Origin of the sequence: Paenibacillus sp. FSL R7-0297, from assembly GCF_038009025.1 — a bacterium.
Taxonomy (GTDB): Bacteria; Bacillota; Bacilli; order Paenibacillales; family Paenibacillaceae; genus Paenibacillus_AQ.
The window spans coordinates 863,004-887,394 of the sequence record NZ_JBBPAQ010000001.1 but is presented as its reverse complement, the minus strand read 5'-3'; the positions used below and the strand labels follow the sequence as shown (position 1 = coordinate 887,394).

Sequence of the window (24,391 nt, the reverse complement as noted above, 5' to 3'; positions counted from 1 at the left end):
TAGGAGTGACACTTGATGTTTAATGAAGATAATACGATTGAGCAAATGGTACTTACAACGCTCAAAAGTAATGGTTGGAAGTATATCTCGCCCACAGAATTACTACGTGAATACTCTGACGTAATGGTTGAGACTATGGTTAAAGAGGCGCTTATTCGTCTTAACCCTGAAATTGCTGAAGAACCATCTCGCGCAGATGAAGTTATCTATAAACTGCGTACGCTCATATTGACAGTTCAGCCACATAACCTGGTAACGCAGAATGAACTGTTCAAGAAGATGATTTTTGAGGAGAACTCCTATCCTTTCGGCAAAGATGGCCGTATGATTCCCATTCGTTTCTTTGGTACGATGACTAAAGAAGACCAAGGGTTGAACGAATATGTTGTCACAAATCAATGGGTATATCCACAAAAAGAGAATGGTAAAAGGCTTGATATTGTTCTTCTGATTAATGGATTTCCTGTGGCGATTGGTGAACTGAAAACGCCCGTTCGTAATTCTATAACATGGTTGGATGCTGCTGGAGACATAGCTGCATATGAAAAGAGTATACCAGGCATGTTTGTAACTAACATATTCAATTTTGCTACAGAAGGCAAATGTTATAGATATGGTTCAGTTTGCATGCCAATTGGAATGTGGGGTCCATGGCACACTCCGGATCATAAAAGTGAGGGAAGTCTTGCTGATGTAAAAATTAGTGTTGCAGATATGATTACACCTGAAAAGGTCATGGACATTTTTCAATTCTTTACAGTATTTGCAACTGATAAAAAGTATCGCAAATATAAAGTCATATGCCGTTATCAACAATTTGAGGGTGCGAATCTTATTGTGGAACGCGTAAAGACTGGATACCCAAAACAAGGTCTTATCTGGCATTTTCAGGGTTCTGGTAAATCCTTGCTGATGGTTTTTGCGGCACAGAAACTTAGAATGATACCTGAATTAAACAATCCAACAGTAGTTATAGTTGACGACCGAATTGACCTAGAGATGCAGATAACTGCTACATTTAACGCATCAGATATTCCTAATCTCGTTAGTCTTGGCTCAAAGGACGACTTAGAATCCTTCTTTTTAGGGGACCAGAGAAAGATTGGAATTACAACAATCTTTAAATTTGGTGATATTAAAAAAGAACTAAACCCTAGAGATAATATCATTCTTATGGTTGATGAAGCTCATAGAACTCAGGAAGGCGATTTAGGTAGTAAGATGCGTCTTGCTCTTCCGAATGCGTTTTTCTTTGGCCTTACAGGTACACCGATCAATCGTATTGATAAGAATACTTTCAATACGTTTGGTGCAGTTGAGGATAAGAGTGGATATATGAGCAAGTATTCCTTCTCGGATTCAATCCGTGACAATGCGACGCTACCATTGAATTTCGAACCGGTACCAGTTGACCTGCATGTGGATAGAGAAAAGCTCGATGCTGAATTCGAAGCATTAACAGAGAACTTATCTAAAGAAGATAAAGCAGAGTTATCTCGAAGGGTCAATATGAAAGCAATTATGTATGACCGCAAGCGTATCAGAAAGATATGTGAGCATATAGCGAAGCATTACCGGGAGAAAATTGAACCGAATGTATACAAAGGTCAGGTTGTTTGTTATGACAGAGCGTGCTGTCTTATGTATAAAGAAGAACTTGATAAATTGCTAGGTCCGGATGCAACTACAATTGTTATGGACACCAACAATGACAAGGAAGACAAATATAAAGCATATAGACGTGATAGGGACGCAGAAGGAAAGATTTTAGATAGATTTAGAGAACCTAACGACCCACTGAAGCTTGTTATAGTAACGTCAAAGCTTCTTACTGGTTTTGATGCACCTATATTGCAGGCTATGTACCTTGATAAGCCAATGAAAGATCATAACTTGCTGCAGGCCATCTGTCGTACTAACAGAACCTATGATGAAGGTAAGACACATGGTTTGATTGTTGACTATATAGGTGTTTTTGATAATGTAGCAACAGCTTTGGACTTTGATGAATCGAGTATGAAAAAGGTCATTTCGAATATTGAAGAAGTCAAAAAGCAGATCCCTGCACTAATGCGTAAGTGCTTGAGTTATTTCATGGGAGTAGATCGTACAATAGATGGTTGGGAAGGTTTGATTGCTGCACAAGAATGTTTGCCAACTAATAAAATCAAAGACGAATTTGGAGCCGATTATAAAGTGCTCAATAGAGCGTGGGATGCGCTTTCGCCAGATCCGTTCCTGAATCCAATGAAATTTGATTTCCGATGGTTGACAAGAGTATTCGAATCGGTGAAGCCTACTGATGGAAGAGGCGGGTTGATTTGGGCAGCACTCGGAGCAAAGACATTGGAATTGGTTCACGAGAATCTGCAAGTGGGAGAAGTACATGATGACATGGAAATTCTTACGATGGATGCAGATTTAATCGATGCATTCATTGAAAAACAAAAGGATCTGAGAAAGACAACGATCAAAGTTGAAATTGATTTGGTCGCGAAAATTCGAAAACACAGTAATGATGTTAAATTCGTTAAGTTAGGAGAAAAACTTGAAAATCTCCGTGAGAAACACGAACAAGGGCTAATAACCAGTATTGAGTTTCTAAAACTGCTATTAGAACTTGCGCGGGAAGCAGCAGAAGCTGAAAAAGAAGTAGTGCCTGAGGAAGAAGTAGACAAAGGCAAGGCAGCATTGACAGAGCTTTTTGATGGGGTGAAGAATTCAAAGACACCAATTATAGTCGAGCGAATTGTTAGCGATATAGATGATATCGTTAAGATTGTACGTTTCGATGGTTGGCAGGGTACAACTGCAGGAAAACAGGAAGTGAAGAAAGCTCTTCGAAGTGTTATCTGGGTCAAATACAAAATTAAAGACAAAGAAGTCTTTGATATAGCCTATCAGTACATTGAGCAGTATTACTAATTCGGAGAAGTAAAGATGGGAGACAGATCATTCAGTGATCAGCAGTGGTGTTGTTGGTATTGAAAAAGTCGAGAAGAATAGGAACAGATGTGACAACTGTTAGGAGGTTAGAAATTTGGCAATTGAAAAAAAGACAATAGGAGACCTGAAAGATCACAGTTTTTTCGTGCCTTCATATCAGAGAGGGTATCGTTGGACTGAATTTGAAGTAACAGCGTTACTTGATGATGTGTCCGAATTTTCCAGCGCAGGCGATAAGAAGTACTGTATTCAGCCGCTTATAGTAAAGAAACGCGAGGACGGCTCGTTCGAAGTAGTAGACGGACAGCAACGCCTCACTACTATTTATATTTTCATGAAAATCGCAGCACAAGAAATTCGCTCTGCCGTGCCACCTTTTGAATTGAACTACGAAACGCGTGAAAATAGCGGTTACTTTTTAAAGAGTTTATCGGATGATACCAACTCTGATAATTCAAACATTGACTTCTATCATATGGGACGTGCCTATAAAGTTATGAATAAATGGCTTGAAACCCAACCTGATAAGTCGGTTGCCATTCAAGAACTTAATACCAAAATCAGAAAGAGCGTGTTCTTTATATGGTACGAACTCCCGCAAGATAGTGACCCTATTGCAATGTTCACAAAAGTGAATCTTGGAAAAATCTCACTCACCAATGCAGAACTTATTAAAGCCTTGCTCCTTAACAAAGATAACTTCGACACAGATGCAAACAAGCGGCAAACTGAGATTTCCATAGCGTGGGACAGGATAGAGCAAGGGTTACGAGATGATTCTTTTTGGTATTTCCTTAATGAAAAAGAGCAAAGTGGCACACGTATTGATATGCTATTTGATTTGCTTGCAAATGACTACAACACTAAAGCAAAGAATCCGATATCTACTAATCAAAATTACTTCCCGTTTTTAGTATTCTCTGAAACTTTGAAAAACGCTAGGGGAAGCGAAATGGAAATTGTCAATGCCCTATGGGGTGATGTTGAAAAGTTGTATGCCGAATTCCGCGATTGGTATAATGACTTAAATAAATATCACATAATCGGTTATCTAATAGCAACAGGCTCAACGATTACAGAGATTTTTTCACTTACTCGCGGCAAGCGAAAAAGCGCAGTTGCCACAGCTTTGCTCTCAAAGGCGAAAATTAAGTATGATGATTTAGCCATACTCGCTCTTGATACAAAAGCGAATAAGAAAAGAATCCGCCATCTGCTCTTGCTCTTCAACCTTGCAACACTTGTATGTAAAAGTGAAAAACAATATCGGTTTCCGTTTGATATTTATAAGCGTGAACAATGGGATATAGAGCATATCCATGCAACCGCAGATGAAACAGATGACGCAGATGACAGCTTCGGCAACCTTGCCTTGCTTGACTGTCACACAAATCGTAGTTATAAGGAAGCGCAATTCCTTGATAAACGCAAGATAATTATTGAACGTGAATCCAAGGGTCTTTTTGTACCGCTGTGTACAAAAAACGTTTTCTTGAAGGTGTATTCGAAAAATCTGGATGATATGGATGTATGGCACGAAAAAGATAAAGCAGAGTATGTTTCCGCAGTAAACCAAACGCTGAACACATTCTTCAACGGGAGGTCAGGACAATGAGCGAAAAGACAATTGATACCTTATTCAAACTGCTTGATGATTATCAGGTTGAAGTCCCAATTATTCAGCGGGATTATGCACAAGGGCGACAAGATACCCATGCAAAAACAGTGCGTTCGAATTTGCTCAATGATATGCGAGCCGCTATTCTGGGGGAAACACCGCCACTTGACCTTAACTTCGTGTATGGAAAAGTCGAAGGCGAAAAATTTATACCAATTGATGGGCAACAGCGTTTGACAACGCTCTTTTTGTTGCACTTATATGCGTTCCACAATGACAAAACTAAAACGCATATTTTACATAAATTCACATACGAAACCCGTATAACATCTCGAGAATTTTTGAAAGCATTGACTAATAACCGTGCTGCTGTTTTTGCATCGGGAACAATACCATCTGCAGAGATAGAAGATTCTGAGTGGTTTGTTTCAGGTTGGACACACGACCCAACTATCAAATCCGTTCTTGTTATGCTCGATGATATACAGGCAACATTCGGTAACATAGAACACCTTGCTGAGAAGCTGACAGATGTAGGAGTTGAACCTCTTACTTTTAAGTTTTTAGATATGCAAGACCTCGGCATGGAGGACAGCTTGTATATAAAATTAAATGCGCGTGGGAAACCTCTGACAGAATTTGAAAATTTCAAAGCACGATTAATCGGTAGGATTAAAAGGTTGGAACTGCCTTATATCAATAAGTTCGAACTTTTTTTTGACTGCGACTGGACAGACCTTTTTTGGGCAGAACATAAAGATGATTTCGACCAGACGTATTATGCTTTCTTTGGTGTTTTGTTGATGAACAAAGGGATAATACAAGACGACAAGAATTGGGCGAACAACCTTGACTATAGTAAGATAGATGCAGAAGTTTTTGAAACGGCATTTTATACGCTTAACTTTCTATGTAAAAACCCTGCCTATAAAGATGTAAGGGTTCTGATTTTTAATGCGTTGACCGAGGGACGTACCTATACTAATCGTGTGTTGTTTCACGCTGTAACAACGTATTTGTTTAAGGCAAAGGGTGTAGATAACGGTTCATTGAAACAGTGGATGAGGATTATTAGAAACCTAACGCTTAACAGCACATTGGACATAATCAATTTATACCGCAATGCAACCGGAAGCATTACCACCCTCGCCGAAAATTGGAATACCTTACTGGTCTACTTTTCTACAAATGGGAAAGTTTCTGGTTTTAATCAACAACAAATAGCAGAGGAACAGATAAAGGCACGGATAATTATCGCAGATGAGAGTTTTGCTGAAGAAATATACAAGGCAGAACAACACCTTTATTTCAGTGGGCAGATTCGTTCAGCACTCTACCTTGTAAAGAATTATGATGACAAATTTGAGAAAGAAAAATATATAGAATACTGGAATAAAATATCCCTCATGTTTGACAGCAGCAAACCAAAACAGGGGCATTTATTACGCCGTGCATTACTTACTTTAGGGGACTACACACTCCCTGTAAGCCAATTTAAAACACTGTGCGTTGACGACCCGAATGAAGCTGCAAGTACCCCCAGTTTGAAATCGTTGTTCGCGAATTGTGGCAATGTTGTTAGACAACTTCTTGACGCACTTGACCCAAATATTGATATACAAGCACAGTTGAAAGAGATAATTGCAAAATCGGTAGTATCTAAAAAAGATTGGCGGTATTGTTTAATACGCTATCCACGATTGTTTAATTGGATGAGTGTTTCTCACTTGCGATTGCGTGTTCTCCGAAAGGAAATGCACCTCATACAAAACAAATGGTCAAATGGCTACAATTATGCACTTTTTCTTTCAGCACTGTACGAGGAATTGAAAAGCCGGAAGATAGAATCACAATTTGACGGTGAATTGGGGATTCATGTACAGCACTACCTTTATGCAAAGGGATATACTGTAAGCTTTAGTAATGAGAAATTCAAGGTTGCAAACGGAACTAATAAGGTTGTATTTGAATCACAATCAGACGACCCGATTCTCGAAACGGCGGAATTTATCTCCAGATGATTTTGTAGCACTCCAAGCGACCTTATACCAGGAAAGTTCTAGCGATTTGAGAATAAGACTAAATAGATAAGATTTACTGTGATTTTGCATGACCACCGGACATGATAGATTGAAAAGACTGTCCAGTCCACTCTGATTTAGAAAAGTTGAATACAAGTAATAAATAATTAAAATAACAACGAGCAAAACAATGAGAATCTAGTGCTTGTGAAAAGCAAGCAAAGTGCCTGTAAACCCTCAACACATTAGCTTTTAGTGAAGTATTAGATTGAGCTTCATTTGCACTGATAACAGTAGTATAAGTAAAAGACTGGAAAAATGCAGGGGAAATGGCCCTAGCAGTTTCCAGTCTTTGTTTTTAAGTAGACACTGTTTATTATGCCAGGACAGTTATATTAATATAAGAATTGTTTGCGGCCAATATCCCCCTACAACCACTGTTTAACCCCTTACCCTTCTTTTCACCCGCTTTTCCTTTTCGAGAAAAACAAGAGGAAAGAGGGAAAGTACTTTGCTCTTGGTCATTTTGTAATTCTTCGCGACTCTTATATCAACATATTCTGTTTTAATGGCTATTCATCGCCTTCACAGTCACCTCAATCCTACCATCAGATTAAATATGTTTTTGCTTTATTACAGCAATCCACACTGGAAGTTTGGTAGTTAGCTTCATATTATGCCTTAACAAGTTGCTAGCCCTTTGGTTGGTTTCCTTACAAATCAACACTACTAATGAGTTCATCTATGTAAGGAACAACATCAGGAAAGTCAGTATTTAGTCATTCTAGTTCTATCCAGCCGTTCAGCTACTTCAGTCTGCAGGGTTTTGATGTAGGGGCACCTAATGTGATGCCCTTTTTTCTGTTCATAGAATGATGCAGTGCAAAATTTAACGACTGAGCATTTTTAATAATAAAAGAAGGTGTAAATAAAATAAGACCTGTATTTATATAGAGGGATCTATTGAGGAGGTATTGTTAATTTTTAATTGAATCATAATCCTTTAAGTGAAATATTTGGTAGAGCAATTAGAGCGGATTTGTTAAACTTGATTTATGGATAATTAATTGCATTTGAGCGGGGGTATTTTTGTGGCGGTAATTAATCTGTATAAGATTTTATCAAACAAACATGCAAGCCTTAGAGCTCACCTAGAAGAACACTACAGAACAAGAGGGGCACAATTATGTTCACGTCAGCACCCTAACAGTATAACTGGAGAAATAGAAGTGGTGAATTATCAGATGACACTTTATTTCGGTAGAGGGGGAGATGATAAAACATTATCTTGGAATTGGGTTCTTAATGCATTTGGAAACCAAAATTTAAATATTAATCGAGCCCCAAAGGCTGTTGTTTTGGTTGAAATGCAAGGTTTCTTATTCGCTATTACTTTCGGGCACTCCTACTTCAAAATAGATCAGTTTTCAGATAAAGAGTGGGCATTCAATTTTGCCCGGCGCCTAAAATATCTTAATGTTAGAACTATAGCAATCACTAATCCCAACTCACAGAGAAATAGAACGGTCAATACATACTTGGATTATGAGAGTCTTGATTTGGGCAGCGGCGAGGCTTTAACAAAATTGAAAGCAAAAATATCATTACCAAACCAATTCAACTTATTTGCAGAAACAATCGAAATTGGAAATTCAGTAAGGCTTACAACAGAAAATAATACACTTGAGAACATAGCAGATATAATTAATCACATTGAAACTACTATTGCCAAAGAGGTAGAAACGGTTAAAATTCCCTACTTTAAGTCAGTGAAAGAGCTAGGGGAGATTAATACCTTAAAAGAGTTGATGAAACGGGATATAGAGAATGACTTAATGTTAATAGATTTTTCTGAATACCAAATTCACGCCACACGAATAGTATTTAACGATAATCACGAATATGAATTAAAACATAAATACAAAAGTAAAAAATATGACAGAGTTAACCATGAGACAGTACACTCTTTTTTACAAGAATATGGTTTTAATGCTCGAGAAGACCTTTTAGACATTAGAGTTGTTGTATGGATCGATGGGAGATCTGAATATACTACTACTATTGAAAAGTTGATTTTTTATACAAACGAGGATTCGAATTCCTTACTCTCGGATGGATCTTGGTATATTTACAATGAAGACTATTTGCAATATTTAAAGGATTCCATCTCTGAGCTTCCCATAGAATATGATGATCAACTTAATTTCAGTAAAGCATCGCACGAAGGATATATTGAAACAAAATATCAGGAGGAGCGTGGAGCCGAAATATATCTTACTTTAAGTGAAGCGGAAATTCATAAAAAGATTAAACAAAAGTATTATAAAGAAAGATATTATAACGATTGGCTGGTGGAGCGTGGACTGGGCTTTTCTAACTTTGATCGAGAACTTGAGGCTCTAGGTAAACACAAATTAGAAGTGATGGATATATACAAGGATAATGCTATGTATGCTGTGAAGTTTGGAAAGACTTCAAGTAAATTATGCTATGCTGTTGATCAATCTATCGAGGCTATAAGAGCATATCATAGACGAGAGGTAGCTATCGATGTGAAAATTGAGAAGGTCTATTTATGGTTTGTGCTTGAAAGACGAGATTTACCTTTAATTGATAACACTCCTAATATAAATGCCTTAAACTTGCTGATCTTAAAGAACAAATTAGATCAGTGGAAAAAAGAAGTTCGATTACTGGGATATCAACCTATGGTGAAGATAAATTACTCGCGAGATTGAAAGAGAGTAGTTATGTTGAACTCTCGTAAATAATTGGATCAAACACTAAAGACTTGAGCTTGGATTTTTCTAAAGATTATGGCATATGTGCGTTTCTGTGGTTGAGAGAATGATATTTCAACCTGAATGAGATATGAAGAGGAATTCATTGGTGCTTCTGATTTTTGTGAAACATGTCAAGACAAGATGGATTCTGAATAAATTTATTACGAAGAGAGCCTTAAAACAAAGGCTCTCTTTACGTGAAACAAAGAGTTATATGCTTATAGATAAGAGTGGGCGATTTTTTTTCAAGGAAACAAGAAATTTAGCCCTATTGATGTTATGGTGAACCTTATCATAAATGACGCAAATTTTTTGTTTAAAAATGTGGAAAATCAAAAAAATTGAATTCCACCACGAATTCCATCTGCAATGGAAAATGATTATCGTGTAGTATTGGTACAAAGAATAATAAGGAGATGCTAATATGTCAGATGCTGAATTTGAGCTATATAAGGAGTGACGCCTCGAAACAGCAAGTATTTATAGGAAACTGAGTCACTTATTTTGGATAGAGGGTATTAAAGTTCAGTTATCTGTAACTTGCGTATATGCGTGTAAAGGGAGATCGGAACTATTGTATAAATCAGTAATTAGAGAGGGAAAATTTATTGTTCTTCTAGCTGATGGGGTATTTGAATTTCAATTAATGGAATTACCTACAGAAGAACTTGCTGATAAAGTAGCATTTGAACTCCAAACAGCTTGGGATGAAGGTGAATCATGGGGGGCTTATCAAGTGCGCAATGAACTTGATAGTGAAAGTTCCACTGAAGAAACTAGTGAAGCAGCTAGAAAAATAAAGGCTATGAGTCAAGCAGAGCGAGAAGTTTATTACGAAAAAATGCAACGGCGACATGAAAGAGTTCAAAAAGTTAAGCAAGCAAGAAGGTGGCAGGGTGTGTTAAGTTGGAAAAACCATTGAAAGCAAGCAGTTAATTAACGCTCTGCTCCTTCATTGTTACAATTACAAATGTAATTTGCATTGAATAGCTACGGTATGAAGAGGGGCTTCTTTGAGAAACGAAATGCGGAAAGCTGCACGAAAGATAACATCTACGAAAAGAACCCTTCGCTTCATTGGAGTCCGGCATACAAAGGTTTTGTTTCGTTGATTTGCCCCAGGGGGCAAAGATAGATGATGGAACAGTGGGATAGCGATTTGAATATATTAATCCCCTTCACATATAGCCGTATAATAAATCCCAATTGTAGGATTTTGAGTACCTGTATACTATGAAGGGATTTTTTTTGCCTAAGGCTTAACAATATCAAGCTGATTCTTGCAGAATTAATTAGCTAAGAGGGGGATTTCGCGAATTCCTCACTTACAGTGTTTCTTTTATTGAAATAGTCATCAGACTCAATTATCTTCATTTCCTCATACTCTCTAACAAGCTTATAAAAGGTTGTTTTTTTAACTTCTATTTCACGCATAGCATGAACGGCTGATATATCCCCTGATTTCCACCGAACATATATTTGTTCAAACCCTTCAGGGAGTGTAGCTTTAGGCCGGCCAAAGACTACTCCATTTTGAAGAGCCAAATCAATCCCTTCACGCTGCCTTTTACGGATACGATCTCGTTCCTCCTCTGCCATCCAGGAAAGGATCTGCAATACTAAATCGGCAATAAAGGTACCCAGGCTATCTTTAAACTGGGTAGTATCCAGTAAAGGCATATCCATAACCACGATATCTGCTTGAATATTTTTCGTGATATCATTCCACTCCTGAAGGATCTCCTCCTTATTTCGTCCAAAACGATCTAAGGAATGAATGTAAAGAATATCTCCTTTTCGGAGCATGCGTTTTAATAATGGGTAGTTAACTCGATTGAAATCTTTTCCACTCTGTTTGTCTGTGAAAATATCCCGTTCGTGAATCCCATGCTCTTTCATTGCCTCAAGTTGGCGTCCTTCATTCTGATCTTTTGTACTGACTCGTATGTACCCAAATTTACGAACATCCATTTTACGCGCTCCTTTTTTGTAAGAACATGTTTATATTCTATCAAATGCGTTCGTAAAAGTATCTACCATTATTAGAACGTTCATAAAACAATTTAATACTTTTGTGAACGCAAATTAAGGCACTATTCTCTTAGATTTACTTCGTTCGCAAAAGTGTACTTTTGCGAATGACCGCAAAGAAGTATAAATGCCCTGATTTCTTGGAATACCAGTTTGAACAGTGTCTTGGTCATTGTTCCGAGGGCAAACGGTATAGAAGAAATATAAGATCTGTCGAATCTAGATTGGTATAGTCCTCGTCATTCAGCAAGCGGGATTGATGGCTCAGGTAGAGAGTGAAGAATATCAAATAAACTAAGTTAAAGGAAACATTGCCTGTGAAAGACAGTATGACAAGTTATAGTACGAATGAAAAGAGTATGGTTAAGCGAATGTGCAAGATTGTTTAAGATCAATCGGAGTGAACGGTATCCCACATACTGGTACAACGGAAGTTGAGTTGAGAGTAGAAACAGAAATGTTAAATTTGCAGAATGGAGCGTAAGCACACTCTCCTTGCATGTAAAGTCGGTCATATTAATGGTAAGAAACTGAGATGTGGCAGATTCGCTTGAGTTAGATGAATTGTACGGATCAGTGGTTCTGGTACGATGCTTGGGATACAGGGAATCAAGTGGATGCTGACAAAGTAATCGTGTAAGGTATTAGAACCAAATTGAGAAGAGACTCCTGCTACTAGCAGGGTCTTTCGTTGGGAATATATTTTCTATATTTTGTGTCTGAGATAAGCTATGATTAGTGGGGATGATTAGTAGTTCATTTTGAGTATAAGAAATCAAGACATATATCTATTTCGTAATAGAAAATCTACTTTATGGTTGGAGGAAACTATGGAATTGAAAATAATAGATGATTATTTGAAATTAGTGGAAATGTGCAAAAGATTCGATAGTCAAATAATTAGAGATGCAGGTTTTGTTTGTAAGATAACTAATCAGGACGAATCCAAATTTATTGCAATTAATAATGACAATTTTCCACTATGGACTCTAGCCTTCATAGTTCCTAATGTGGATTATAATCGTAGCTATATTGGTGAAAATCCTATTGACGAATTTGAAAATAGATGGACTTTGTTTGAAAGAGAAGTCTTGAATGAAAGAATAAATGACTTTTTCTTTGATGATTTTGTATCGTTTGCCTTCTCCGTTTTTTCGACTGACTATTTTGAATTCAAAAGACCAACATTTTTTGATGCTGTCAATGCGGTAAAAGTAAATGAGAGTCAGATTCTCGCCGATAATTTGAATATAGAGAATCATGGTGACGGTATGTGGAGATTTTTTTCTAATGATAATACCATCCATTTATATTTAGAAATCGATGAGAATCAAGGGTTGCTGGATTCAATTCAAAATTTCAGAAAGTCGCTTATTAGCAGAGTATAATTTTGTGATTGCTTTTATAGTATAACAACATGTCCTTCAATATGGAAAAGTTCATTTTTTTACTATGACTGTGTAAATGACCACCTTAGGTAGCACGAACAAGGTTGGGTTGCACTGCCCCGAAAAAGTTGAATGCCAGTATTAGAATTGTTAAGGGATATTAGCTCAATCTGGAAGAGTGTATGCATGGTATGCAAGAGGTCAGCGGTTCCACGCTACAGGCATATCTGTTTCCGCTTTTAAATAATCGTCCATCTTGCTACTGAAGGGATTCAACTATATACCTGAAAGAAGAGTAATACTAGAAAACCATAAACTGGAGCTTTAAAAAAGGCAATTGGAGTTGGACCGAGCATTTGATGCTGTAAATCAAAAGTTGTCTATTTATGACGATTATCAAAAAAACGGATTCAGACAAAAACATTTGATGCTAAATCTGATTATAAAGAGAGAAAACCGAAAGATGGGCACTTTTTCGAAGTGCTCCATCGTTCGGGGCACAGTTCAAAGTAAAGCACCACTTAGTAGCATTTTACCTAGAGTAAAATAATTTTCATGGTAAATGTGGCTCCCCAAAGTACTATTCCCTCACTACTTACACACAGCGCTCTACACATGTGGAGTACCTAATATTGATGGTACGAAATGAGATGTGACAGTACTGCTCAAGTCTAAAAGTAAAGGAGACCTTGCTAAATGCAAGGTCTCCTTTACTAACCCTTGTATAACGGCGTCTGCCAAGTAAGCGAGAAGCGGCAAAGCATTCCTAACAGCCCCAACTGAACAGCAAACTTTGGTAGATCAACAGAGCTTAAAGGGCGACTAACTCTGCGAGCTTGGCCGCGACGTCTGCCATTGGCTCTTCTGCAGTGTTCAATCCGCTTCGTGATCCGAGCAAGGGACTGACTTCGCGGAGAGCTTCATACGTTGTATCATGCACAATCGGAACGAGCCGATCACCTGCAAGGAGTGCCGACAGTTCTTTGTCGGCGATGCCTTCTGTTGGGAGGCGGCGTAGGAGTGCAGGGGTCACCAGCACAATTCCAACTCGCGAGTTAGCCAAGCCTTTGTCGATAGCGCGAAGCAACGGCACACCGAGGCCAACGTCTTTCTCACTAAACCAGACGGAGACACCGTGTGACTCAAGCAGATCGTGCAACTCCTTGGCGGCTCCCTTCCGGTCGTCCCACGCATGGCAAAGGAAGACGTCTCGGAGGTCAGGTTGTTTTGCTAGGGTTTCGACGCTGTTGCGGATTGGTGTTAATGACCGAATTTCTTCAGACGTGTACAATATGGACGAACCTACTCCTGACCAGCGTGGTTTTGAACTGCGGACGGAACCGCCGCCGCTGCTTCGACCCCCTCCACTTGTCAAGGACGAGGAGTAAGATGAGGGCGAGTACGAATTGTAGCTGCCACCACTACCATAGCGGCCATAACGCCCTCTGCACGCTGGGCAGTTGGCTGCGGCACTTGCTGAACGATGTCCGTTTACTGGAGCTGTACATCTAGTCATGTCCCTACCTCCTAATTTGATTTTCCTAGTATTATAGTAACTTAAAACAGGAAAAAATCCACATATTTGATGTGTTGTGTCGAATCTTGATTCGTAGAGCTGTCCCACCACGTTACTTTCCTGTTTTAACTGTAATAAATTCAGACGGGTGCTCATTCACCTCAGCAAGGAAACGTAGAACTGTGTGGTAAAGCAGAGGGTCGAGTTAAAGGTGGGAGCGGCAAAGCTCAATCTGCAAATAGGAGCGTAAATGCTCCTCACATGTGGAGCGCCTAATAATAATGATGGGAAATGGAGATGTGACAGTGACTGCACTGAGGGATTTTGCAGTGTGTAAGGTCTCCCTTGCTATATTTATTGGTATAATAGTATTTTTGTGTTTTATAAAGTGAGTTGTGAATCATTTTAGTTCTTGTGATCAAGTTACTACTGGTAGTGTAAATGAAATAATACTTCGTATAATACAAGGGGGTATAGCGTTTATGGAAAACAACGTTAATTTTTATTATGATGAATCTGAGCATAGTAGAAAAATTAATCATTCTACAGTTGTTTCTGATAATTACTACGATAATTTTGTTACAACAATTGTTGGATGGCGTACTGAAGATGAAAATTCTATATTTCAACGATATCTTGAGTTTGAAGAGAAGCATTCAGACCGCAAATCAAATGGAGAGTTAAAAAGCGCGACATTGAAGACAAAACAATTAAAAAATGGATTGGCTTCTTTAAGCTCCGACAATTTAGCATTTATCCATGACTTTTTAGATGTGTTTGACAATCGCATCTTTTTGTATTTTTCTGTAACAAGTAAAATAGAATATATCGTAAACCAACTCTTTCTAAATTATAAGAATAGTGTATTTGTAAATGCGGACGCCTTGAAGTATTCAATCGTTAAGGCAATAGTGATGTATAGACCGCAGGAAATTATTAGTGGAATGTATGAAAACACAGGCGAATTGGTTCAGTTATTAAAAGCATTTTTCCATAAACGAATCACTGCGAATCGAGCAAACACAAAATTGAAGAGGCACGAAACATCAGCCTTTTCGCAAATAGTAAGGTTACTTGAAGATATTAATGAGCACAGGGATATTAATTGGAACTATCAAATTGCTTTTGATGGTTTTAAAAAATATTTGTTAGAGAAAAATATTTCTAAATATGCGCTGTTTATTGATAAAGAAGGTGATGATAGCGATACGTTGAAAGCGGCAAAACAAGTAGGACTCTCTCCTGTTACAGAGGTTGATTCAAAAGAACATGTAGGGGTTAGGATGGCGGATATGCTGGCTGGTATAATCTCTAAATTGCTTAAATCTTTACATACTGAATTGCAATATGATTCCTTTGAAGATGGAGTCAATAAGAAAATATTAGGAGAAAAGTGGTTTGAATTAAATGACCGTCAACTCTATTTATATAAACGATTGTTACATGTCATATGCCGTTTGAATAATGCGTGGTATAAGGCTTTTTCAGGAAATTACTCAGATGACCTGGTTGCTATTATTTCTTTGCTCGATTATATGAGTAGCTACAGGACAATTGATGATGTTAGAGCCATTGATAAAAAGATGCATGGCGAATACTTTAATACACTGGTATGTGAACGTTTAGCAAAACATTATGATGATATGAGATCAAAATTGCAGCTTGATCCGATAGCAGAGACTGATAAGGATTATTTTTTTAATCAAAGAGGAGGAAAAGTCTTCTTTGATTCGAGTAAGCAACCGCCATTAAGAATAAATGAAGGTTCCAACACTTTGGATGTTTTATCAGTTGGTTTTATGAAAGACGGGACTCCAATGATTACAGTTAGTGAAAGTGAGGTTCCTGTTTGCTATAAGCTGCCCCAAGAATTATATGCGTGGGCAATGGACTGTGTAGCTCTAGCAAACATGGGGATTAGTAATTTTCCCTCAAAAGTAGCGATTACAAAATGTAATGATAGTTTTTATGCAGATTTTATAGTCTAATAGGTTGAAGGAAGTATTTATTGATAAGATTGAGATAAACATCTTCCACCAATGGTATACTAGCTTTTTAGAGCATCATTATTATCTATTCAAGGCATGTGGAGTCGGTCATATTGATGGTTCGAAAATGAGATGTGGCAGGTTCGCTTAAAATAAAGACATGTGAATGCTGGTGAGGAAATAATCTTGATCACTTTTACAAAACAGGTGCAACTGGAGAGGGGCGGACAGTTCCTCTCCTTTGTTTGTGAGACTAAACTATTATCTTTATAAGAGGGTGGACATGGTGCGGATGAAGTTTGAGGCTTACGATGAGTTTCTTAAAGAATATAATAAGTATAACTATCATAACTGCGAATGCGGTGGAGTAAGAGAATTAAGTGTGGAAGATTTAGAGGTGGTTATAGAAAACCGTTCCATGCTTTTCGAGGAGTTTATACTGTTAACTTGTCTTGATTGTGGTACGAGTTGTTTACCTCAATATTCGAAGCAGATGATTGGTGGCTGCTATAAAATTATGATAGATGAAGGCCATCTTAAGGGGGTGCAAAGATATAATGGCTACAAGAAACAATTTAATTATTGTCTGGAACAAAACTTCACATACGATCATAGGGATTATTATAATATTCCTGGGCTATGTTTTGATGAGGAACATTCAGAGGAGGGATTTCTTGTTCCCGTTTATTTCTCTAAGAAAGTGCTACTTTATTTTATGCATGATCCTGACTATAAAATGATGTTATTTTCAGAAACATACGGGCATCTTAGATTTCGAGATGAATGGGATGTTCCGTTTGGAATAAACAGAAATGGAATTGTAGTATTTTGGCTCGGTGATTTAAATTATATGGATTCTACTAGTTTAAGCTATATGAAACCGCATAATATTCAATCAGATCATCAGCTCGTTCAATCGGAATTTTATGCAGCACAAATGAGCTGTGCATGGAGTCAGCCTAATAAAGAACTTAATGTTTGCTACAAGAAGAAGGAGTTGTTTGAGCAGTTTCAAAAGAGGTATGGAGTCGATTTGTTTCATTTAGATGAAGAAGTTACAGAACATATGAATGCGTTTATTAAACCAGTGATTATTACTACAAGATCAATTGAATCAGCAATTAATATGTTGCATAAGGTATTAATTGAGGGAGTTAATATTTCTTCATTTAAAAAACTATACCTGCAACTTTATCCTCAGCCCCAGAAAGGTTTTGAGGACTGGAAGTCAATAAAACTGTATCAGGCAGTATTGGAGAACGTAGTTAAAAAAGATGACGATATAAAAGACATCATCGCCCCACTGTATTTATTAAATGATCTGAGGCAGTATTATGATCATTTGTTACCTAAAGAGAAGAGATCGAATATTGAGGGTAATATCATTAAGTCATTAGGTATCAGCTCTTTTAAAAATATAGATGAAGTTTATATTGGTTTAATCGATAAATTAAATATTCTATTTCAGTACTTAATTGTTGGTTATTCGGATTAATGTAAGAGCAGATGCTTGATGTGCCGTTCTGCCTAAATGGTATGTCGAGAATGTTTCATGAATAGCACATACATTAAAAAGAATATTGCCAACTCTTCCTCTCCCAAGGTAAGATCCTACCAAAGCCCATTATGAGCACAAAGAAAAAAAAGCAGAACAAGAAAGCCTTCATGTAAGCTACTCGATCCCAATCTCAATCCCAAGGCCAACTCGCAAAAATACGCGTATCCACTATTCCTTGATTGTTTTTGAAAGGATCGGGGAAGGAAAACAAAAGAGCCCTTACAATAAGGGCTCTTATTACATATAAGTCTTATTTGATCACTTTGATGGAACTTTTTTTGGAAATGTCACGTACCTTTCTAAATTCTGAAAGATGCTTTTCTAAATTTTCAATCAAAAGGTCAAGCTGTCTTTGGAAATCAACTTTATTATCGAGAGTAATACGCTCATGCGAGAAGATTGTTTCTGATGAAAGCGGACGATAGGAAGGTATGTGAGAAATTAGCTCTTGAACCTTTTGTTCAATCGGTGTAATCTCAAAAGGTTTTAACACTTCTTGCCTTATTTGCGAATCAACAATTTTGGGTTTTTCAATGGGCTTCTTGGGTAGTCGTTTTTCTTCATCGTATACAGACCAAGACCGAAGCAACTCATCACCATTATTTTTAATTAAATTTTTCTTGGTTTCGTTAGTTATTTCAGTATCTTTAAACATTGTTGCTATTCTCTTAACATCTTTTGGAGGTATTTGAGAACTGGCCACTTTCATAGCTAATGCATCACGAAATTCATAGGCTACGTCCTTCAATGGAATTAATTGATCCTCCGTTAGTCTGTCAGGAACGGTCTCTTTGCCACTTTTTATTAAGGAACGTACATCTTTGCTGAATTTTAAAAGTTCTAATTTTGTCCGAATATAAGTTTCGGTTTTTCCTAATTTAGTTGATAGATACTTTGTGGAAATTTTGTACTTTTCATTTAATAACTTGTAAAAAGCTTCAGCTTCTTCGACTGGGGAGAAGCTTTCCCGTTGTATATTCTCTGCAAGCTGCTCTAAATAGATACTTAACTCATCCATGTCTTCGGAGATAATACACGGTATATCTTTAAGATTTAATTGACAGAAGGCTTTATACCTTCTATTGCCAAAAATAATTCTATACCTACCATTTTCTAAGGCATTAACTTTTATAGGATTTAAAAGTCCGATTTCCTGGATACTACTGGCTAATTCAATTAAACTTTCGTCCTCAAAATTATACCTGGGTTGTCCAAGGTCTTCATCAATTAAATCAATGGGCAAACTTTTAACTAACATAAGTATCTACTCCTTACTGTTCAGAGGCATCATCAAAATCAAAACTTAGTTGTTCATGATCTCTAGTGGACTTTTTAGCTCTATACCCTCCAACTTTGTACCTTTCTGCTGTTTCAGCCATCCCATTTGCACGATTTTTAAAAGTAGTGGAAACTTCTTCGAATTCATATTGATACTCGGGAATAAAATAGCCTTTCCCTATATTGGCAAGGTACTCTAAATCAGGATGTTTTCTTAGTTTTTTAATCTGATACCTTAAGGCGTTTTTTTCTTTGAGTGTGTTCACGGGAAAAGCGATGTGACGACCAACCCTATGAAGTGGCCAGGGGTCGTCGCCCCTTCTAGCTTTGAGTAATTCAAATAGATTCAATTTTTGATCAGGACTCAACATAAAAACCCCTCCTTAAAAAGTGATCCCCTCCATACTTGAAACAGCGATGGTGTGGGATTCCTTGAGGGGTTATAATACATATATCTTATCTTATTTCCAGAATAAATGCCAAAACTATTGGTAGAGAGATTCAACTTTTTTTCAAGGAAATATCAAATATAGACAAAATGTGAAATGCATTATCACTAGAATTAACCTAAGTGGTAGTGTTCATAAATAACACAAAATAAATTTTACCGTATTCCACCCCAGAATCCCCTCGATTTTTTGTAGTCAAAGTGTAGCCAAACGGATAAAACAGAGCTAATTTCTGCTAATACAGTTCAATAGAAGTTAACACTCTTAATGCTAAAAACCCTTATATATTAAGGATTTTTAGCATTTTATAATTCATCTTAACACAAGATAAAATGCACTAAACAGGGGTTCGACTCCCCTCGGCTCCATATGGAGTAAATTGAAAGACACCTGGAAAGGTGTCTTTTTCGTTATAATGATTGTTTTACGCTGATAATAGTTAGTTTAATCTGAGGGGCTTATACCTCCTTAAAAGGTTCAAAACCATTGATAAATGCTATAATAATAATGAATGGAGCTGATGCCGATGGATTTGCTAGACCCGCGTGTGGATTTTGTATTCAAACGGATATTTGGCAGCGAGAACAATAAGGATGTGCTGCTGGCGTTTCTTAACCGCATTTTCACAGAAGCGGGCGAGCCGCCGCTGACGGAGATCATTCTGATGAATCCTTATACGGATAAAGACGATCCGCTCGACAAACAATCCATCTTTGATGTTTACGCCAAGACCTCTGAAGGTAAACTGATTGATATAGAGATGCAGCTGTTTAATAAGTACGACATAGAGAAAAGAACGCTTTTTTATTGGAGCAAACGGTATGCAAGTCAACTCAGTGAGGGTGAGAAGTATCCAGAGCTTAAGAAATGCGTAACGATTAACATTCTAAACTATGCGTTCTTGAAGAATGAGCAATATCATAACGTATTTCATCTGCGGGAAGACCGGACAGGGATATCCTTGATTGACGACATCGAGGTTCATTTCTTGGAATTGCCGAAGCTGGATGAACGTAGTATTCCGTCTGAAGGCGGACTGATCAATTGGTTACTGTTTCTGAAAGGTGCCGATACATCACAATGGGAGGTGCTGAAGATGAATGAGCCAGGGTTGGAGAAGGCAATGGATACCTTGCAATATTTGAGTCAGGATTCGGATGCTAGACGATTGTATGAGGCTAGACAGAAGTATTTGCATGATGAAGCGTCCATGGTTGAAGGGGCAAAGTCTGCTGGGATTATCGAGGGTAAGCTTCAAGTGGCTCGCAACTTGCTGGCAATGGGGATGGATTATGCAGCTGTAGCGAAGGCGACAGGGCTTAGAGAAGATGAAATCAAGTCTATCAAGCTTTAATATGTTGCCTGTTTAGTGATAGAAGTTTCATCAACGCTAAAGCCTATTAAACGGCAAACAACAAACAAACTACGCTTTCGCAGCCTAAGAAACTGTGCGCGTGCTTCTACTCTGCATTGCCCATGTGACAGGGATAGGGGCTAACAAGTAGTGGGATACGCTGTCTCATCTCCGCCTGGGGTGAGCTGAAGAAGACAATCAGGCTGACCCAACGTATAGCCGGTTACGGGGCGATACTCGGGTGACATCAAAACTGTAACTACACTCGTAGAAGCTTATGTGCCGTTATCTTCGGACAGGGGGGCGGACTCCCCTCGGCTCCATATGGAGTATCAGTGAAAGACACCCCCTAAGGTGTCTTTTTTCATTTATAATGATTGTTTTATGCTGATAATAGAAGGCTGCTAGGTTAACGGAGCAGGGGATCAATGCTTTGAGAAAGAAAAAACGCAGGAGCATCCTATGAGCGGATGCTCCCGTTTGATCTTTTGTAGATGTCTTGTGATTCGGTTATTAATTTTCCTATTGGCAGGAGCTTAAACTGACGTTCTTTGTTGGGATATAAACAACTAGTTAAGCATGCCCACTCTATTTTGAAGCACTTTCCTACAACTCCGCCCCCCGGTACCCCATCTTACGATATCCCTTCACTCGTTTCTTGAACATCGCCATTAACATTGGAACCTGAAGATCGATGTAATCATATATTTTCACTTCTTCTTTATTCGCATGACTCCGGTGCAGGCGGCCAGCATTTTGCTGTAAGGTGCCTGTCCAGGAGATGGGATGGACCAGGAACAAGGTGTCCAGTCTGGCGTCATCGAAGCCTTCACCGATTAACTTACCCGTAGCGATGACTACACGCTCCTGATCGTCTGGAATAGAAGCAATTTGGGCGCGTAGAGCTTCTCTCTGCTTTTTCCCCATTCCGCCTCTCAGCACAATTATGTTTTTGGCAAAGGCGTGTAATCTCTCTGCAAAATATTCAGCATGAGCAGTCCGTTCAACCAGAAGCAGTGGAGAACGTCCTTCATCTAAGCAGGTTAACAAATCGTCAAAAATAAGCGTGTTACGCTCCTCATTGTCTACAAGCTGCTGATAGATGTCCTGAATTCCGGCAACCTGTTCCCCTGACTTGATCTGAAAGTGAGTATAGCGGGGGACCACCCTTAATGAAAATCCTCTAGAGCTGCTTAGGCTTTTGGCATCCACCTTTAATAGCACAGGTCCAAGCTGGAACCGTACAATGGCTTCCTGTCCGTCCTGCCGTTTAGGGGTGGCTGTTAAGCCAAATACATACTTTGCTTTGACTTCCCGCAGAACCTGTTCGAAGCTGTAGGCTGATACGTGGTGACATTCATCCACAATCACCTGGCCGTATTCACTTATGAAGGGTTTAACGTTTCCTTTATAGTTGAGGCTCTGAATGACAGCAATGTCGATGATGCCGGTTCGTTTATTTTTACCGCCGCCAATCGTACCGATTGCTTGTTTAGGAACTTCAAGAAAGGTTTGCAAACGTTCCTGCCATTGCTCCATGAGCTCCCGGCGGTGAATCAGAATAAGGGTATTGGTCTTTCTTGAAGCGATAATGCTGGCTGCTACGACAGTTTTGCCGAATGCGGTTGCCGCCGAGAGAACGCCTATATCCCGGTTTAGAATCGCTCTGGCTGCTGTATCTTGGAGAGTGGTCAGCGTACCGGTGAACTCTGCCTCTATTGAGGTTCCAGGCGAACGTTGATCCTTAAGCGATACCTTAACTTGATTTTGCTCGAAAAAAGATAACAAATCCGGCAAGCATCGCCTAGGCAGAACTACATAATTCTCCAGATCCTCTGCGCATGAGATGACCCGGGGTTTGCCGTAAGTGGAGAGCCGCATCGCTTGTGCTTTATAAAAATCAGGATTGGAGAAGGAAGCTATTTTGATCAGCGCATGAATTGCACTTGAGGGAAGTCCAGACTTGAGGATATAAAGGCGATCCGATTGCAAAATCTGTATTTCAGCAGGTAAAGAGTCCATTAAAACCTCTTCAATCTGAGTCGGATTCCCTTGTAATAAGATTAATCCGTCTGCCTCGTGGTCTGATCCCGTATTAATTCTGTCATTGCTAAAAAGTCCACGCTCCCCGTGCGTGTATATAAATTGCTTCACCTGGTCTTCGCCCATCTTGCCAAGTTTGGATAATATCCCCCATTGATCAGCGTAGGGCTCAAAGCGCTCGTCAACAAAAACACTGTTTCCCTGCTTACGCGGCCCGCCTTGAAGAGGAAGGGCAATGAGGTTGCCGAATCCGCCTTTGGGCAGTGTATCCTGATTGGGAAACAGGCGGTCATAGGATTCCATGCCGATCTGATATCTGTTGTTCATGGTAAGACTCAGCAGGGTCATTCCAAATCTTCTGGCTGTAGCCGCCTCGATATTTCGACTGAAGAAAATCCAGATATGCGCCCCATTGCCGGAACGCGAACGCTCTAAGAGTGCGGGGATTTCAAGGCTTTTACATAGCTCCATCACGGCAGTAACATCCTGCTTCCAATCGTGTTTGTCAAAATCCATAGCCAAAAACCAGCAGGTCTCGTCCTGCAGCATGGGATAGATACCAATCGTCCGGTCTTGCCTTGCATCTAAATGGGCTGACAGCACTTCGCTTGTAAGGGGCATGAAGTTCTGGTGTTTGCAAACGGAGCATTTCACTCTAGGTTTCTTGCAAACGGAAGTCCATTCATTGGCGCAAGCCGGAGAATACCCGGACTTTCCTTGTTTATTGCTCCAACGAATCGGATAAACATCGTCTCTGCCGCGAAAATAACTTTTATACAGGGCGAGCTTATAGTAGACCTCTCAACCGGGTGACTTCCAGCTTAAGTTCCTCAATATGAGCCAGAGCTGCATTATATTTGTCCTCGATATTGTCCATTGATTGGTCCTCGCGTTTTATTTATATTATACCTTGTAAGTTGCTGAGTAATAATATTGGGGATTATAACCGGATTAAGGAGATCATAATAATGCTGAAATTAAGTAACTCAACCATTAAAAAGCATTTAAAGAATCTAACGAGGGAAGAGCTTGAGGCTGAAATCTTGAATATGACCAAGATATATCCGATCATTCAGGAGCACTATTTTTCAATACTATTTCCTGATAGTGAGGAAGTCTTAGACAAGTACAAGAAAATTATTGAGAAGGAATTGGTCCACAAGGGAGAGATTCTGCGATACCAGATTATGAAGCAAGCAATAAAAGACTTTAGTAATGTCTCAACAAATAAAGGGCAAATTGCAGAGCTAATGATTTTTACAGTGGAATGTGGAGTAGACTTTACGCTTTCATATGGAGACATAGATGATGAAAAATCTGGGGGGTTCGGAGATGGGATGATGGAGTTGTATAGCGATTATTTAGGATACCTGGAAGAAGAAGACCCTAAGTAGCGTATACGGACGCATTATTTAACC

At 38.8% G+C, this 24,391-nt stretch carries 14 protein-coding genes, 1 other RNA gene and 1 pseudogene; 11 read left to right on the top strand and 5 right to left on the bottom strand.

Going from position 1 to position 24,391, the window contains the following annotated elements; all coding sequences use genetic code 11:
- Window positions 1-15: 15 nt before the first annotated feature.
- From MKZ24_RS03665 to MKZ24_RS03645, 5 genes are all read left to right on the top strand, one after another.
- Window positions 16-2,925, top strand: a complete 2,910-nt coding sequence (locus tag MKZ24_RS03665; protein ID WP_340781337.1) for a type I restriction endonuclease subunit R — start codon at window positions 16-18, stop codon at window positions 2,923-2,925.
- Window positions 2,926-3,040: 115 nt separating this feature from the next.
- Window positions 3,041-4,561, top strand: a complete 1,521-nt coding sequence (locus MKZ24_RS03660; RefSeq protein WP_340781336.1) for a DUF262 domain-containing protein — start codon at window positions 3,041-3,043, stop codon at window positions 4,559-4,561.
- Window positions 4,558-6,585, top strand: coding sequence for a DUF262 domain-containing protein (locus tag MKZ24_RS03655; protein ID WP_340781335.1), 2,028 nt, complete (start codon window positions 4,558-4,560; stop codon window positions 6,583-6,585). The genes MKZ24_RS03660 and MKZ24_RS03655 overlap by 4 nt, the downstream gene beginning before the upstream one ends.
- A gap of 1,091 nt (window positions 6,586-7,676) precedes the next feature.
- The gene (locus MKZ24_RS03650) at window positions 7,677-9,323 is read left to right on the top strand and encodes a DUF6119 family protein (RefSeq protein ID WP_340781334.1); all 1,647 of its coding nucleotides are present in this window, start codon (window positions 7,677-7,679) and stop codon (window positions 9,321-9,323) included.
- Window positions 9,324-9,942: 619 nt separating this feature from the next.
- On the top strand, window positions 9,943-10,290 hold the full coding sequence (locus MKZ24_RS03645) for a hypothetical protein (protein WP_340781333.1): 348 nt from the start codon (window positions 9,943-9,945) through the stop codon (window positions 10,288-10,290).
- A 374-nt stretch (window positions 10,291-10,664) separates the two neighbouring features.
- Here MKZ24_RS03645 and MKZ24_RS03640 read toward each other — a convergent pair whose 3' ends face one another.
- Window positions 10,665-11,339 carry a recombinase family protein gene (locus tag MKZ24_RS03640; protein ID WP_340781332.1) on the bottom strand — a complete coding sequence of 225 codons (675 nt, stop codon included), beginning with the start codon at window positions 11,337-11,339 and terminating at the stop codon, window positions 10,665-10,667.
- Between the two features lie 890 nt (window positions 11,340-12,229).
- Here MKZ24_RS03640 and MKZ24_RS03635 point away from each other — a divergent pair.
- Window positions 12,230-12,787, top strand: coding sequence for a hypothetical protein (locus MKZ24_RS03635; RefSeq protein WP_340781331.1), 558 nt, complete (start codon window positions 12,230-12,232; stop codon window positions 12,785-12,787).
- 811 nt (window positions 12,788-13,598) lie between these two features.
- Here the strand turns inward: MKZ24_RS03635 and MKZ24_RS03630 are convergent.
- On the bottom strand, window positions 13,599-14,078 hold the full coding sequence (locus MKZ24_RS03630) for a toll/interleukin-1 receptor domain-containing protein (protein ID WP_246066910.1): 480 nt from the start codon (window positions 14,076-14,078) through the stop codon (window positions 13,599-13,601).
- Between the two features lie 707 nt (window positions 14,079-14,785).
- Here MKZ24_RS03630 and MKZ24_RS03625 point away from each other — a divergent pair.
- Both MKZ24_RS03625 and MKZ24_RS03620 read left to right on the top strand, forming a co-directional pair.
- Complete coding sequence (locus MKZ24_RS03625) at window positions 14,786-16,291, top strand: DUF3800 domain-containing protein (protein ID WP_340781330.1); 1,506 nt, start codon at window positions 14,786-14,788, stop codon at window positions 16,289-16,291.
- Window positions 16,292-16,583: 292 nt separating this feature from the next.
- The gene (locus tag MKZ24_RS03620) at window positions 16,584-17,786 is read left to right on the top strand and encodes a hypothetical protein (RefSeq protein ID WP_340781329.1); all 1,203 of its coding nucleotides are present in this window, start codon (window positions 16,584-16,586) and stop codon (window positions 17,784-17,786) included.
- Between the two features lie 313 nt (window positions 17,787-18,099).
- Here the strand turns inward: MKZ24_RS03620 and MKZ24_RS03615 are convergent, their stop codons facing one another.
- Complete coding sequence (locus tag MKZ24_RS03615) at window positions 18,100-19,107, bottom strand: ParB/RepB/Spo0J family partition protein (RefSeq protein WP_340781328.1); 1,008 nt, start codon at window positions 19,105-19,107, stop codon at window positions 18,100-18,102.
- A gap of 13 nt (window positions 19,108-19,120) precedes the next feature.
- Window positions 19,121-19,498 carry a hypothetical protein gene (locus MKZ24_RS03610; protein ID WP_336102104.1) on the bottom strand — a complete coding sequence of 126 codons (378 nt, stop codon included), beginning with the start codon at window positions 19,496-19,498 and terminating at the stop codon, window positions 19,121-19,123.
- A 589-nt stretch (window positions 19,499-20,087) separates the two neighbouring features.
- On the opposite strand from MKZ24_RS03610, the pseudogene MKZ24_RS03605 reads away from it, so the two are divergent.
- Window positions 20,088-20,861 (top strand): annotated as a pseudogene (locus tag MKZ24_RS03605) (Rpn family recombination-promoting nuclease/putative transposase); the annotation flags it as partial.
- Window positions 20,862-20,870: 9 nt separating this feature from the next.
- Window positions 20,871-21,256: a transfer-messenger RNA gene (gene ssrA, locus MKZ24_RS33055) on the top strand.
- A 280-nt stretch (window positions 21,257-21,536) separates the two neighbouring features.
- On the opposite strand, the gene MKZ24_RS03600 is transcribed toward ssrA, so the two are convergent.
- Window positions 21,537-23,711, bottom strand: coding sequence for a TOTE conflict system archaeo-eukaryotic primase domain-containing protein (locus MKZ24_RS03600; RefSeq protein ID WP_445324184.1), 2,175 nt, complete (start codon window positions 23,709-23,711; stop codon window positions 21,537-21,539).
- Between the two features lie 230 nt (window positions 23,712-23,941).
- Between MKZ24_RS03600 and MKZ24_RS03595 the strand changes: the two genes are divergently transcribed.
- Entirely contained in the window at window positions 23,942-24,367 is a 426-nt protein-coding gene (locus MKZ24_RS03595; protein ID WP_340781325.1) for a DUF6155 family protein, read from the top strand.
- The last annotated feature ends 24 nt before the right edge of the window (window positions 24,368-24,391 follow it).

Coding starts and splice junctions, on each gene's coding strand:
- MKZ24_RS03635 (WP_340781331.1), top strand. CDS start 12,230: ATGGAATTGAAAATAATAGATGATTATTTGAAATTAGTGGAAATGTGC.
- MKZ24_RS03665 (WP_340781337.1), top strand. CDS start 16: ATGTTTAATGAAGATAATACGATTGAGCAAATGGTACTTACAACGCTC.
- MKZ24_RS03655 (WP_340781335.1), top strand. CDS start 4,558: ATGAGCGAAAAGACAATTGATACCTTATTCAAACTGCTTGATGATTAT.
- MKZ24_RS03640 (WP_340781332.1), bottom strand. CDS start 11,339: ATGGATGTTCGTAAATTTGGGTACATACGAGTCAGTACAAAAGATCAG.
- MKZ24_RS03610 (WP_336102104.1), bottom strand. CDS start 19,498: ATGTTGAGTCCTGATCAAAAATTGAATCTATTTGAATTACTCAAAGCT.
- MKZ24_RS03615 (WP_340781328.1), bottom strand. CDS start 19,107: ATGTTAGTTAAAAGTTTGCCCATTGATTTAATTGATGAAGACCTTGGA.
- MKZ24_RS03620 (WP_340781329.1), top strand. CDS start 16,584: ATGAAGTTTGAGGCTTACGATGAGTTTCTTAAAGAATATAATAAGTAT.
- MKZ24_RS03625 (WP_340781330.1), top strand. CDS start 14,786: ATGGAAAACAACGTTAATTTTTATTATGATGAATCTGAGCATAGTAGA.
- MKZ24_RS03595 (WP_340781325.1), top strand. CDS start 23,942: ATGCTGAAATTAAGTAACTCAACCATTAAAAAGCATTTAAAGAATCTA.